Origin of the sequence: Paraburkholderia kirstenboschensis, from assembly GCF_904848585.1 — a bacterium.
In the GTDB taxonomy this organism is placed as follows: domain Bacteria; phylum Pseudomonadota; class Gammaproteobacteria; order Burkholderiales; family Burkholderiaceae; genus Paraburkholderia; species Paraburkholderia kirstenboschensis.
In genome coordinates, this window is the sequence record NZ_CAJHCR010000042.1 from 1 (window position 1) to 13,297 (window position 13,297).

Below are 13,297 nucleotides of genomic sequence, written 5' to 3' on the forward strand. Positions count from 1 at the left end.
TCGCCGCGCCGAACACGGTCAGCAAGCCTTTGAACGCGATCTGCTGCTGCTGATACAAGCCGCCCAGTTCGTAGTAGACGCCGTCCGGCAACAGGCTTTTATCGCTGAGTGCCTTTTGTACGTCGGCGATGGTGGAGCCGAGATCCCGTCCGTCGATGCGCGCCGTTACCGCGACCATGCGCTTGAGATTGTCGCGACTGATTTCCGGCTGCCCCGTCACGGTGATCTGATCCGCTACGCGATTCAGCGCGAACAGGTGTCCGTCCGGGGCGCGTATCTGTAGCTGGCCCAGTTGCGTGTCGGTCAAACTAGTCGCGCCCATCACGCGCACCCGGACGCCGACCGTTTTCGGCCCATTCTGGTACTGCGTCGCTACGTTACCCTCGACCATGTCGGAAACGGCCTGCGCAATCGATTGGGGATCCATGCCCTCGGCGGCAGCGGCTTGGGGTCGTATGTGCAATTCGAGTGCGTCGCCCGCCGGGTTGATGCCGTCATTCACGTCCACCACGCCCTGGATCTTGCCGATTCGTGCGGCAACCTTGCGTGCGGTTGTGTCGAGCGTGTTCTGGTCGTCGGAATAAATCTTGATCTGGACTGGTTGCGGGACTGCCGTGAGGTCGCCGATCAGATCTTCCATGAGCTGCGCGAGTTCGACATTGACGCCGGGCACCTGCGTCTCGACCTTCGATCGGATCTCTTCCATCACGGTGTCGATGGGCTCTCGCTTGCCGGATTTGAGTCGCACAAAGAAGTCGCCCTTGTTGGGCTCGTTCAGATCGCCGCCGAGACCCGCGCCCGTGCGCCGCGAATACGTCGCGACATTCGGATTTGCCTGAATGATGCGCTCCACCTGCTTCATGAGGCGGTCCGTCTCGCTAATCGAAGTGCCCGGCTGCGTGTGGTAGTCGAGCACGAAGCCGCCCTCGTCCATGCTGGGCATGAAGCCGCTGCCCACGCGCGTGAAGGCGAACGCGGCCACCGCAACGAGCGGTAAGACACCCAACAACACCAGGACGGGCCGTTCAGTGACGCGCTCGACGAGTATTGCGTAGCGCCGGTTCATCCACGAGGCAAAGTGTGTTTCGCGGTGTTCCTCGGCGTCTTTCGGTTTGAGCCAACGGTCGCACAGAATCGGCACCGCGAGCCACGTGACCAGAAAGGAAATGAAGAGGGCGCTCGCCATCGTGATCGACAGTGCCTTGAAGAAAGCACCGGTGACGCCCGAGAGGAACGCGAGCGGCACGAAGATGATCAACGTCGCCGCCGACGACCCGGCAAGCGGCCGTGTGAATTCGAGCGCCGCGGCCATCACGCGGCCATGAAAGGCGCGGGCGCCGCCCTCGCGCATGCGTCGCACGATATGTTCGATCATCACGATTGCGTCGTCGATCACGAGCCCGACCGCTGCGGCCATGCCGCCGAGCGTCATGATGTTGAAGCCCATGCCGAATACCTGGAGCAGCAGGATGGTTGCTGCCATGACAACCGGCACGAGTGCTACGGCAATTGCTGTGATCTTCCAGTTGCGCAGGAAGAAGAAAAGCGTCAACGCAGCCAGGACGACGCCGATCATGATCGCGTCGCGTACGCTGGTCGCCGAGGCGATCACGAGTTCGCTTTGATCGTACCAGTTGGACAGATGAACGCCTCGCGGCATCTGGTGCTGGAAGTCCGCGAGTCTCGCCCGAATCGCTTTGGCCATTGCCACGCTGTTCGCGCCAGGCTGTTGATAGACGTTGATGAGAACCGCGTCCTTGCCGTCGGCGGTCACGCGCATCCATTGGGGCACGACGCCGCGTCGCACGGTCGCGATGTCGCCGAGGCGAATCTGCGTGGGGCCGGTTGCGGACACGACGACGCTACGCAGTTCGTCGAGCTGTGTGATCGTGGCATCGGCAATGACGAGGTACAGCTTGTAGTGGTCTTCAATGCGGCCGTTTGCCATTAGCACAACGGAGGACGCCTTCCCCTGATGCCGACCGGATTCGGGAGTGCCGAGCAATGTCACCACCAATTTTGACTGGATTCGTCCGGCGGAGCGGAGGAAAGGAGCCGGTTACCCATGCTGGTTGACCTGTGGTGCCAGACGCGTGCGCATTGCTCGCCGCGCATTTCCACTCACGACTTGCATTCATGCGCGGCTGCGCTGCGGGACTACAGGTCTGTGGAATGGCAGGAGCATCAGTTCTTCGGCCTGACTGACCGTGCCACACGGCGCAATCCTGGCAACGTTCGATCCAGGGCGCGCTCGCTGGATACTGCCTTCAGGTCGCCTTCAGGTCGGATCGGTACGATGTTCCTCGAACCGTATCGCCCGCGCGCGCAGGCACTACATGAGACTCAGCGTATGTCTGGTAGAGGAGACGCATCGGTTATGAAGCCAGTCACCGTCGATATGCTGCGGGCGCACCTGATGGTGGCCTCGCTCACGGCTGTGGCCGCAGAGGTACTCGCGTGCGTGACGGTCGCCTTTGCTCCTGAGATGCAGCATATGTTCGTCTCGACCGTTTTCCGCCTCGTTGCGATCGCCGTGATGGTGATCAGTGTAGTCATTACGCGTCAGCTCGCGCACGCCGCATTTCATCGCGCCGCACAAGGCGGTCATACAAGTGCCGGAGTCCCTTCTGGGCCACCTGTTGCGGTCGCGTCGCATTGCCCGCAGCGATGGTTGGTCATTCTTCATCTGCGCCTGACGGGCCGACCGTTCACCCTGGCCGGTCACTGAAGGGATTTCCATTCCACAGCGACGAACGCGGCGCGGCGCGGCGACGCTGTCGCCGACGTGGCGCTTCATATCCAACCGCAGAATGACGGTCGATGCGCTTGTGTCGGTTGGAGCGCTCGGTTCTCTCGTTGATGCGAACAGTACTGAGGGCTTCGAATACCTGGGGGTTTTTCGCGACAGTCGAGTAAGGGCCGCCGCTGGCATCAGTGCGCCAGGTCAGCCCGAACTCGTCAACATCCGTAGTTTCCGATCGTCACGAAGCCCGGCCAACCCTCATTCGCGCGATACAAAAGTTAAGCGGACGTTCTGATGCGACCTTACCCACGTAAGGACATTCATCGCTTCGGTGCTAGCGCTGCGCCACCCACGCAAGGAGCCACCGCCCGTATCGGCCGTTTAACCACAGGAACAGCGCAGTAACACCAAAATTCCACACCAGTATCATCATGGTGGCATCGAGCGGATGCAGGATTGACAACGCTATCGACGTTAGCGCCGCGACCGCAAGGGTCCCAGTCATGGTGACCGGAGTTGGTGACAGGCGGCCTATGTAGCGCAGCATGACGAGCATCGCCAGACATAGCGGCACGCTGACCAGTACCAGAGTTGCAAAGCATCGGGCCGTTTCTCCCAAAGACATACCGTCCGGACCAATGGAGACCCAACTGGTCAGGCAGCCATAGCCAATGGTCGCCACCCAAACGAGCGAGGCGGGTATTGGCAACACAAGCCAGCGGCGTGACCTACCTGGCACGCTGGCGATGAAGGCCGCTATTGCTGCGAGGACGCCGGTCGTCATCGCTGCGGCTACGCCTGTGACAAAGAGAGGTTGATGGAGTTTGAGCGCCAGGTCCGCACGCACCCCATGCGCGGTACCGACGAAGAGCATCACAAGGCCCGCGAACAACAGCCAGCATGCAGCTCTCGTCGCGGGAGGACGCAGGCGCCGGACCGGCGTTGCATCTGCAACCAGCACGTCAATCAGGTCGGAGGTCCGGGTCATGATTTGCCACCTCGAGGCAGGAACAGTTCACGTAACCGTTTCATCGCCCGGTGAGTGGCGACTTTCAACGCAGCTACCGACGTTCCGCTCGCCGCCTCTGCCTCCTGAAGAGACATTTCCTCAAGCTTGAGCAGTCGCATGGCGTCGCGCTGTCCGACTGGCAGTTGCTCTATCGCTTCCCTGACCAGGCGGGCATCTACCGCGTCTTCCTGAAGGTTCGCTTCAGCAGCAGAAAAGGTTTCCAGGTCAGTTTCCATCAGGGTTTCGTGTGACCCGACGCGTCCGCGCCGACGCAGTCCATCGACGATGCGCCGGTTGGCAATGGCCACCAGCCACGGTCCGAACGGGCGGGCCGGGTCGTAGGTATTGCGGACCGAGTGCACGGTGAGCAGCACATCCTGAACCGTGTCCTCTATGTCCTCTTCAATGCGGATGTGGCGCGCCGCGAGCGCGCGAAGATAGGGAGCGATGTCCTGGAGCAGCCGGCGATAGGCCTCCCTGTCACCTGCCTGTGCTCTCGCCATGGCGCTGGACCAGTCCAGCGTGCCGTCAGCGCGGCTGGCAAGCGGCTCCGTCCGTTGGCCAGATGCAGTTGTCTCCAGGACGCCTCTCCCGGAACCTCGAACTGGACTGGTTGTGTGCGGACGCTGGAGCATCCGAAAATTTTGCTGCGATGACGGCCGCTTGTCACGTAGAAAAAGTTTGCCCGGGACGTAACCTTTTGCGGTGACCGGCCGAACTTCCCTACACGGTCCGGGTGCGGGGCCGCAATCCTCAGGAGGATGCGCGATGAACAAACATGTTATGGCCGCTTCGACCCTTTCGTCGGCAATCGGCCTGGCGCTTGCCCTACAGGTAGTGCCGGCGCAGGCTCAGGAAATGAAGGATATGAGCAAGATGCCCCAGGTTGTCAAAGACAACATGGCCCGGATGGAGCAGAACAAACTGGAGAAATGTTTCGGTATCAACGCCGTTTCAAAGAACGACTGCGCAGAGGGGGCCCACTCGTGCGCTGGCCAGGCCACCCAGGCACGCGACCCCAAATCATTCGTTCTGCTCCCCGCTGGAGATTGCAGCAAAATCCAGGGTGGCAAGCTGAAGCCCGCGTAAGCAACGGAGCAAGCAATGCCTGCCGCTTCTGCTGCATCGCGATGTGCGTCCGGCCTGATTCCGGCGCGTGCCGGAATTGGGCTGCGTTTCCGGCACCACCTGGAGGTTGTCGAAAGGCGGCCACCGGTCGCGTGGTTTGAGGTGCACACCGAGAACTACATGGGTGGCGGTGGCCCACCGGGGTATCTGGATGCCATACGCTGCGATTACCCAGTCTCTCTTCACGGAGTCGGGCTTTCTCTGGGTAGCGCCGAAGGGTTAGACGCTACGCATCTGGAGCGAATGCGCGAAGTTGTCGACCGCATTGAGCCTGGCCTGGTCTCCGAGCACCTCGCGTGGAGCGTTAGCGGCGGCACCTACCTTGCCGACCTGTTGCCATTACCGCTGACGGAAGAGGCGCTCGCAGTTGTCTGTGCGCATGTCGACTACGTCCAGACAAATTTGCGGCGGCGCATCTCGATAGAGAATCCGTCGACCTATTTGCGCTTCAGCCATTCGACCATACCGGAGTGGGAGTTCCTGGCGGAGCTCGCGCGTCGCACAGGATGCGGCATCCTCTGTGACGTCAACAATATCTACGTCAGTGCCAGCAATCACGGGTGGAATGCACCGTCCTATCTGGATGCTCTGCCTCCGTCGGCCGTCACCGAGATTCATCTGGCCGGTCACAGTGTGCGGCAGCTCGACCATGGGCAGGTCATTCGCATCGACGACCACGGTTCGCGCGTCGCCCCGTCGGTATGGAACCTGTTTCAACAGGCACTCAAGCGCTTCGGCTCCGTTCCCACCCTCATCGAGTGGGACACGGACGTGCCGGCGCTCGAAGTCCTGTTGGAAGAGGCGGCGATTGCGCAGGCATATATCGAGGGACAGCATAATGACAATGTGCACCCCAACGCTGCTTGAGTTGCAACTCGCGGTCCGCGCGGACCTGCTCGGTCTTGCTGACGCTGGCGCAGCTGAATACGTAGTAGCCGAAGGGCTGGCCCCACAAGCACGGCTCGCCATTTATCGAAATACGGTGAACAGTACCCTGCTCAAAGCGTTGCAGCTTTCCTATCCGGCCATACACGCTTTGGTAGGGGAAGAATTCTTCGAAGGTGCGGTTCGATTGTTCATCGAGCAATGCCCGCCGTCACATGCACAGCTCGATAGCTATGGTGCGACGTTCCCGGATTTCCTGGCACGGATGCCAGAAGCGGCGTCGCTCGACTATCTGCCGGACACTGCACGACTTGAATGGGCCGTGAACGAGGTGCTGCATGCGCCAGACGCAAAACCGCTCGACCTGCGACGCCTTGAGCGGCTGAACGAAGACGGGTTGGGGTCCACGCGTTTTGTGTCGAGCCCTGCTGTGCGGCTGCTTAAATCAGACTTTCCGGTGGATGCAATCTGGCGCGCGGTGTTGGCCCACGACGACAAAGCATTGGCGGGTATCAGGCTGGACGCCAGCCCGGTCTGGCTCAACATTTACCGGCGCGCGGTCGGCGTAGAGGTCAGGCAGATAGCCGACTGGCAATGGCGGATTACAACGGCGTTGTTTGCGGGACTCTCACTGCACGATGCGCTTGCCGAAGCGCCGGACAGGGACGCGCACGTGTGGCTCGCGTCGCTGCTGGCATCGGGTTACTTTGTCGATGCCGGTACGCTCGGTCCGACACCAGAGAGCCCGCTCATGACACGAGAATCTCAATCCGCCCTTCGCGGGTCGACGCTGAACGGCCGCATACTACATGTCATTGGATGGCTGGAGGGCGGGCCGTATACGGTCCTTGCGCTCCTGCTGCGATTCGCAGTGGCAACGGTCTTCTGGAACTCGGCTATGACCAAACTGGCCGACTGGAATACAGCACTTGAACTGTTCAGGGAAGACTATCGATTGCCGTTGCTGGCACCGGAGTTCTCCGCCTACCTCGCAGTATCAATCGAACTGACCACGCCGGTTCTGCTGGTGTTGGGCCTGGCCACGCGACCCGTCGCGTTTGTGCTGCTCGGCATGACGACCGTCATCGAGGTATTTGTGTATCCGCTTGCGTGGCCCACACACATCCAGTGGGCAGCCATGCTGCTCGTTCTGTTGTGCCGGGGCGCGGGCGGCTGGTCGCTGGACCATCTGCTATATAGACGCTTAAGTACCGTCTCCAGTAATAGGTCAGGTCGCCCGGCAGACTGAGACAGGCCTTTTTTGTCATTGGGTGACGTATCCGGTTCGGCGACTATAACGGGAAGAATCACGTGGTCCGTCCAGGTTGAGAGAGTCGAAGTGATGAAGACAGTCATACGTGAATCGACCATCACCTGTCCGATGTGCGGGTACGCCAAACGAGAAATGATGCCCATCGATGCCTGCGTGTTGCTTTACGAGTGCGAGCGCTGCAAAACGGTTCTCAAGCCGAAGGCCGGGGATTGCTGCGTTTACTGCTCATATGGCACGACGGCGTGCCCCGCGATGCAACAGGCAGGTTCGTGTCGCGTCCACTGATTCGACGAAACGCGCAATGGGTCTTTCCTGTCAAATGAATAACATGGGTGCACCTGCCGGTATTCGGAGAACGAGCATGTGGAACACGATAGCGCGCATTTTTCTTGTTGCAACGCTTGCCTTTGCTGCAGTCGGAGCGGTCGGCGGCGAACAGACGTTCAACCAGGCGCAGTTTGACCAGTTGAACGCCGCCGGGAAGCCGGTCATTGTCTACTTCCATGCAACCTGGTGCCCAACCTGCAAGGTTCAGCAGCCAATTGTCGACCGCCTTGCAGCCCAACCGGACATGAAGCAGGTGACTATCTTCGTGGCCGACTACGACAAGGAAGCCGCCCTGAAGCGCGCCATGAAGGTGACTCAGCAGTCGACCTTCGTCGTGTTCAAAGGTGGCCACGAAGTCGACCGGTCGACAGGGCAAACGCGCGAGCGGGATATCAGGGATACGTTCGCCAAGGCCTTGTGATGGACTTCGGACTGGGGACATTCGGACTGAGCTTCGCGGCGGGCGCGCTCTCGACGTTGTCCCCCTGTGTGCTGCCGCTGGTGCCGGTTCTCGTCGCGTCGGCGTTGTCGGCGAACCGGACGGCCGTCATTGCACTCGCGCTCGGATTGGGTGCCTCCTTTTCAGTCATCGGCATTTTTCTGGCGACGCTGGGCGCATCGCTCGGTTTCGACGATAGCGTCTTTCGCGATGTTGCCGCGCTGTTGATGATTCTGTTTGGACTGGTGATGCTCTCTGCCCGCTTGCAGGCCGTGTTCAGCCGTGCGACCGCACGCTGGGGCAGCGCGGGCCAGAAGTGCTTGAGCAAGGTAAGGGGTGACTCTCTGCCCGGTCAGTTCGCTATTGGACTGCTCGTAGGGGTAGTCTGGACACCGTGCGTTGGTCCGACATTGGGAGCGGCCACGACGCTCGCGTCCCAGGGGCGAAACCTTGGCGATGTTGCGATGTTGATGATGGTGTTTGGCGTTGGCGCTGGCCTTCCGCTGGTCATACTGGGTGCGCTTTCGCGAGCGTCGATGACAAGGTGGCGCGGAGCACTTGGTTCGGCGGCGAAGGTCGGGAAGGCCATCTTTGGAGCATTCTTCATCGCACTCGGCGTGCTTGCCCTAACCGGCCTGGACAAGGTGCTCGAGACTGCAATTCTCTCCGCAAGTCCGCCGTGGCTGATTGCATTCACAACGGCCTTGTGACCGGCAACGTCCGGGAACGCGACTGTCAACGTCGTCGAGCACGGTGTGAGCCACCCGATAGCGTGGTTGATTTCGGCGGCGCCTCAAACCCCGGCACCTGTTCTGTTTGGTGCCCGCGGATGCTCAGGACCCGTGTGGGCGGCCACTCGCAGACTGGCCGCGCGAGCCACGACGCCACGGTCGCGATGGCGGCGAATGCAATTGCACGAAGAATAATGCAGCCACAGAAATCGTCTACGCGTCAACAGGTTGGCGGTTGCATACCCAGGATATCCACAGCCTTGCCAACAAAATCTGTGAACAACCAGGAAGATGCAACGGTGCGACGGATATGCGTTACGAGCCCATGAACTGGTGCCGCGAACGATAGACGGAACTATCGTTTCGTTGGTGCCTTGGCGTGCCGTTTCCTGTTAAGAGACGGCGTCTGCGCGAATGACACAGACTCGTTAAAGAGGTCCGCGAGCGCATCAAACGCTGGGCTGGCTGCGCCAAATGTCAGCCATTGACGCATCGGTGCCCGGTCGTATGGCTTGAACAACGAGCAACCAGGCGTTTGCAGTAGCGCAGTGACGCGGTCTGCAGGCAGCTTGAGCACTACCAGGTTGCCATATACACAGGCGACCATCGCCGTACCTGCAAAGAACCCCGGGCATCCGAACATTGCTCGTTCGTGGATGTCGCCATATTGGGCCGCCACTGCCCGCAAGGAACCGAGCAGGGTGTTGTGGTCTTCGCTCGGCTTTTGCACGGCCTACCTCGTCCACTCGGAAGTCGCGAATAGCGTCGCGCGACGCATGCTTGTTCACAAATCATAGGCCAAACCTTGCCGCCTTAGACGCCCGATTGTCACACCCGCCAAACTATACCCCCCCACCCTATACGGAGCTTGTTTATGACGTATACTCCCCCACGGTATATGGAGGAATCATGAGTCACACCGTTCGCGAGAAACAGAAGCTTCTGAACAGAGTCCGTCGTATCAAAGGGCAGGTCGAGGCCATCGAGCGTGCGCTTGAGGAAGAGCGCGGATGCAATGACGTCCTTCAGCAAATCACGAGCTGCAGGGGCGCGATGAACGGTCTGCTGGCTGTGGTGCTCGAGGACCACATCCGCACCCATCTGGTCGACGCAGAAGAGGCCGGCGAAGGGCGCGACGGAAGTGCAACGGAGCAGTTAGTCGAAGTGGTCCACAGCTACTTCAAGTAGAGACAGAGATGAGCGCATTTGAAAACACCGCTTTCGGGGAGGGACACAACCACATCTTCCTGGGCGCAGCTCACGAAAGCAACGCGCGTAAGACGTGGGCGGTGATTGCGCTCTGCAGCGCGATGATGCTCATTGAAATCGGTGGCGGCAGCATGTTCGGGTCATTGGCGCTTGTGGCCGACGGCCTGCATATGTCGACGCACGCGGGCGCGATGCTGATTGCGGCGCTGGCGTACACCTACGCTCGCAAACACGCGACTGATTCGCGATTTGTTTTCGGTACTGGCAAGCTGGGTGACCTGGCAGGGTTCACCAGCGCCATCGTGCTGGCGATGATTGCCCTGCTGATTGGCTACGAAGCCGTCTCGCGGTTCCTCTCGCCTGTGCCCATTCGCTTCGGTGAAGCGATTCCAATCGCCGTGGTAGGCCTGCTCGTCAACATCGCCAGTGTCTGGTTGTTGAGCAGCGACCATCATGGTCACAGTCATGGACTCAACCGCGGCCGTGGTCATAGCCACGGCCGTGACGAGGACGCCCACGAGCACGATGTTCAACGCATATTTGCACCGTCCGGTGTGTTTGCAGTGTCCATCTTTGAAGATGGTGTGCCTCCGGTATTTCGCATTGCGCCTGAAACCTTGAATTCGAAGCTTGACGCAGCCGCTATCTCTGTGACGACAATACGGCCCGATGGTACGCGGCAGCCTTTCGGATTTGCTGACCGGGGTGGCTACCTGGAGTCGAAAGAGGACATCCCCGAACCGCATGCGTTCAAGGCTATCGTCCGGCTGCCTGATGGCGAGCACGAAGTCGAATTCGAAGAGCACGAGCACGGCTATGACGAAGTTCACGAAGCCGCTGCCCGGGACCACAACATCCGGTCGGCCTACGTTCACGTGATGGCAGACGCAGCAGTCTCGGTGCTCGCCATCATTGGGTTGGTGCTGGCGCGCACGTTTAGCTGGCTGTGGATGGACCCGCTGGCGGGAGTCATCGGCGCACTGGTGATTGCGAACTGGTCCTACGGTCTGATGCGCGATACAGGGGGTATTCTGCTCGACATGAACCCCGACGAGAAGATGGCTGACAACGTCCGTCATGTGATTGAAGAAAACGGAGACAAGGTGCTCGACCTTCACGTGTGGCGCCTTGGTCCGGGTCACATGAGCGCGGTGGTATCGGTTGCGACCAGCGACTCGCAGCATAATCCGAGCTTCTATCATTCGGCCCTCCAGCGCTTCAAGGGCCTGTCGCATGTGACGGTCGAGGTGAATCCCGCTCGCGCGACGGCTTGAACGATGGCAGTCAACTCACCGTGTATCGACGTGTGTCGAATTGATGGTAAATCTGGCCCGTGCGTCGGATGCTTCCGTACCCCTCGATGGACACGAGTGCTTCGTTGCTTCGAATCGCCCGGTGAGCGCCACTATTGAGCGATATGCTGCATAGGACCAACAGGGCGAGAAATTGGTTCGAAGAGCTCAGTACCTATTCAGCGACTGGTTTGCCAGACGCGTCCTTCACTTTCGAACGCCATTGCGTGCGAATCTCCGTCGTTACAGAATCGGGGAGCGTGATGTAGTCAAGGTCCTGTGCCGCCTGATTGCCGTTTCTGAAAGCCCAATCGAAGAACTTCATTGTTTCCTTGCCGTGGTCGGGCTTGTCCTGCGTTGTATGAAGCAGCACAAAGGTTGCCCCGACAATAGGGCACGCATCCTTGCCGGGCTCGTTTGTGAGAATCTGATAGAACGTCTTTGTCCAGTCTGCACCAGCGGCGGCCGCCTTGAAAGTCTCTGTCCTCGGCTGAACGATAGCGCTCGAAGCATTTTTCATGGCGGTGTATGCCATCCTGTTTTGCTTTGCGTAGACCCACTCGACGTAGCCGATGGCACCAGGCAGTCGCTGCGTTCAAGCAGGCTGGTTGTCGTCGTTGTGCCCGCAGAGGTTTTGATGTCGGGCCGTGATGTGCCTACTTCACACTGTCCTCGCTGCTGGTGGCGAGTCAAACGCACGCGGCAAGTGCGCATGGACAGATTCAACGGTGTCAGCGACTTGCGCCGGTTGCTCGTGAATTGTCCACAGCCTTGCGAACAGATTGTGTGGACAACTTGGTGGTCCGGGTATGAGGGTGGCATCTCCAATGCGGTCTGGGCAGTTGGAATATAACGGTATATACGGTTTATACCGTTTATCAGTCCGGAGATAGTCATGAGCCAACCCAGCGTGAGGAAACCGACGAAGAAGGCCTTTCACTTCCGAAGAATGCCAACGGCGATGCAAACACCGATGAGAAGCCGGCGGATGAGAAGAGCGCGGCTGCAGCACGAGATGCCCAGCCGGCCCCGACGAAGGCCGGTGGAGCGGCCCCCTGAAAGTCCGGACACAGTCTCCCACTTACAATAGCGGGTAGGCATACGACTGTGTTTTTGACTAACAACAAGCAAGAAGTGATGGAAGTTCTGTCTGGGCCGGAGCGCCGGCGGCGGTGGTCAGCGGATGAGAAGCTGGCGATGGTGCGGGAGAGTTTCGAGCCGGGCAAGACGGTCTCGATGGTGGCACGCCAGCACGGCGTGAATCCGAATCAATTGTTTCATTGGCGCAAGCTGTAACAGGACGGCAGCTTATCTGCGGTCAGCGCTGGCGAGGAAGTCGTGCCGGCCTCGGAGCTGAGCGACGCGCTCAAGCAGGTAAGGGAGCTTCAACGGCTGCTGGGCAAGAAAACGATGGAGGTGGAAATCCTGCGCGAAGCCGTGGAGTATGGCCGCGCAAAAAAATGGATTGCGCGCTCGCCATCATTGCCGGGGGACGACCAGTGAAGCAGGTCTGTGACGTTCTCGGTGTAGCGCGTTCGAATGTGACGGCAAAGCGCACGCGGCCTGCTGATTGGCGGGACGCACGCACGGCCCGCAAGACCGATGATGCGAGCCTGGTCGAGGAAATTCGGTTGTGCATTGCCGACTTGCCGAGCTACGGTTATCGGCGCGTATGGGGCCGGTTGCGAAGCGAGAGGGAATCGCAGGGCGCCGCTTCAGTCAATGCCAAGCGGGTGTATCGCGTGATGCGTGTTCACGGCCTGTTGCTGCAGCGCCGGGCGCTTCCGCCACGGCCTGAGCGGCGACATGACGGCAAGGTAGCTGTATCGAAGAGCAATCAGCGTTGGTGCTCCGACGGCTTCGAGTTTCGTTGCGACAACGGCGAGCCGCTGCGCGTCACATTTGCGCTGGATTGCTGCGACCGTGAAGCGATGAGCTGGGCGGCAACGACCGGCGGCCATAGCGGCGACGTGGTGCGTGATGTCATGCTTGCAGCCGTCGAGAACCGCTTTGGAAACGCCCTGAAGGCGCCGGCCGAAATCGAATGGCTGACGGATAACGGCTCGGGCTACACGGCGGACAAGACCCGCAGCTTCGCGACATCCATCGGATTGAAACCGTTGACGACGCCGGTGTGCAGCCCGCAAAGTAAGGCGTTGACTTCATAATGCACCTTGTTCGGTTTGTTGAGCGGGAATTAGACGGGGCGGCCTGCCGCCGTATCGACTGCCTGCGCCTTTGATCAGTTTGACGTCGCCGGG

The 13,297-nt window shown here is 60.1% G+C and carries 13 protein-coding genes and 4 pseudogenes; 12 read left to right on the forward strand and 5 right to left on the reverse strand.

Features of this window, described 5'->3' with window-relative positions:
* Positions 1-1,963 (reverse strand): annotated as a pseudogene (locus JMY24_RS37310) (efflux RND transporter permease subunit); the annotation flags it as partial.
* Positions 1,964-2,377: 414 nt separating this feature from the next.
* Here JMY24_RS37310 and JMY24_RS37315 point away from each other — a divergent pair.
* Positions 2,378-2,728 (forward strand): hypothetical protein, encoded by a 351-nt coding sequence (locus JMY24_RS37315; protein ID WP_128598528.1) that lies wholly within the window; start codon positions 2,378-2,380, stop codon positions 2,726-2,728.
* A gap of 349 nt (positions 2,729-3,077) precedes the next feature.
* Here JMY24_RS37315 and JMY24_RS37320 read toward each other — a convergent pair whose 3' ends face one another.
* Together JMY24_RS37320 and JMY24_RS37325 are read right to left on the reverse strand one after the other, a co-directional pair.
* Positions 3,078-3,731 (reverse strand): NrsF family protein, encoded by a 654-nt coding sequence (locus JMY24_RS37320; RefSeq protein WP_128598529.1) that lies wholly within the window; start codon positions 3,729-3,731, stop codon positions 3,078-3,080.
* A complete protein-coding gene (locus JMY24_RS37325; RefSeq protein WP_128598530.1) occupies positions 3,728-4,255 on the reverse strand; it encodes a sigma-70 family RNA polymerase sigma factor in 528 nt (175 codons plus the stop codon). The genes JMY24_RS37320 and JMY24_RS37325 overlap by 4 nt, the downstream gene beginning before the upstream one ends.
* Before the next feature lie 265 nt (positions 4,256-4,520).
* Here JMY24_RS37325 and JMY24_RS37330 point away from each other — a divergent pair, with 265 nt between their 5' ends.
* From JMY24_RS37330 to JMY24_RS37355, 7 genes and pseudogenes are all read left to right on the forward strand, one after another.
* On the forward strand, positions 4,521-4,841 hold the full coding sequence (locus tag JMY24_RS37330) for a BufA1 family periplasmic bufferin-type metallophore (RefSeq protein WP_128598531.1): 321 nt from the start codon (positions 4,521-4,523) through the stop codon (positions 4,839-4,841).
* A 15-nt stretch (positions 4,842-4,856) separates the two neighbouring features.
* A complete protein-coding gene (gene bufB, locus JMY24_RS37335; protein ID WP_128598532.1) occupies positions 4,857-5,747 on the forward strand; it encodes an MNIO family bufferin maturase in 891 nt (296 codons plus the stop codon).
* A pseudogene (locus JMY24_RS39520) lies at positions 5,725-6,012 on the forward strand (HvfC/BufC N-terminal domain-containing protein); the annotation flags it as partial. The gene bufB and the pseudogene JMY24_RS39520, both read left to right, overlap by 23 nt.
* Before the next feature lie 504 nt (positions 6,013-6,516).
* Complete coding sequence (locus JMY24_RS37345; protein WP_193425440.1) at positions 6,517-7,014, forward strand: DoxX family protein; 498 nt, start codon at positions 6,517-6,519, stop codon at positions 7,012-7,014.
* A 93-nt stretch (positions 7,015-7,107) separates the two neighbouring features.
* Positions 7,108-7,323, forward strand: coding sequence for a GDCCVxC domain-containing (seleno)protein (locus JMY24_RS39130; protein WP_128598534.1), 216 nt, complete (start codon positions 7,108-7,110; stop codon positions 7,321-7,323).
* A gap of 43 nt (positions 7,324-7,366) precedes the next feature.
* Positions 7,367-7,786, forward strand: coding sequence for a thioredoxin family protein (locus JMY24_RS37350; protein WP_236597768.1), 420 nt, complete (start codon positions 7,367-7,369; stop codon positions 7,784-7,786).
* Complete coding sequence (locus JMY24_RS37355) at positions 7,786-8,514, forward strand: cytochrome c biogenesis CcdA family protein (protein ID WP_128598535.1); 729 nt, start codon at positions 7,786-7,788, stop codon at positions 8,512-8,514. Before JMY24_RS37350 ends, JMY24_RS37355 begins: the two co-directional genes overlap by 1 nt.
* Before the next feature lie 376 nt (positions 8,515-8,890).
* Here JMY24_RS37355 and JMY24_RS37360 read toward each other — a convergent pair whose 3' ends face one another.
* Positions 8,891-9,265: a TfoX/Sxy family protein gene (locus tag JMY24_RS37360; RefSeq protein ID WP_128598536.1), complete on the reverse strand. Its 375-nt coding sequence runs from the start codon at positions 9,263-9,265 to the stop codon at positions 8,891-8,893.
* A gap of 179 nt (positions 9,266-9,444) precedes the next feature.
* Here JMY24_RS37360 and JMY24_RS37365 point away from each other — a divergent pair, with 179 nt between their 5' ends.
* The 3 genes from JMY24_RS37365 to JMY24_RS39845 are packed head-to-tail and all read left to right on the forward strand — an operon-like array spanning position 9,445 to position 11,156.
* Entirely contained in the window at positions 9,445-9,723 is a 279-nt protein-coding gene (locus JMY24_RS37365; RefSeq protein WP_128598537.1) for a metal/formaldehyde-sensitive transcriptional repressor, read from the forward strand.
* Positions 9,724-9,731: 8 nt separating this feature from the next.
* Positions 9,732-11,018 carry a CDF family Co(II)/Ni(II) efflux transporter DmeF gene (gene dmeF, locus JMY24_RS37370; RefSeq protein ID WP_128598538.1) on the forward strand — a complete coding sequence of 429 codons (1,287 nt, stop codon included), beginning with the start codon at positions 9,732-9,734 and terminating at the stop codon, positions 11,016-11,018.
* A gap of 3 nt (positions 11,019-11,021) precedes the next feature.
* On the forward strand, positions 11,022-11,156 hold the full coding sequence (locus tag JMY24_RS39845) for a DUF1289 domain-containing protein (RefSeq protein ID WP_128598539.1): 135 nt from the start codon (positions 11,022-11,024) through the stop codon (positions 11,154-11,156).
* A 55-nt stretch (positions 11,157-11,211) separates the two neighbouring features.
* Here JMY24_RS39845 and JMY24_RS37380 read toward each other — a convergent pair.
* Positions 11,212-11,628: pseudogene (locus JMY24_RS37380) on the reverse strand (type 2 periplasmic-binding domain-containing protein); the annotation flags it as partial.
* A 545-nt stretch (positions 11,629-12,173) separates the two neighbouring features.
* On the opposite strand from JMY24_RS37380, the pseudogene JMY24_RS37385 reads away from it, so the two are divergent.
* Positions 12,174-13,195: pseudogene (locus tag JMY24_RS37385) on the forward strand (IS3 family transposase); the annotation flags it as partial.
* Positions 13,196-13,297 lie beyond the last annotated feature (102 nt).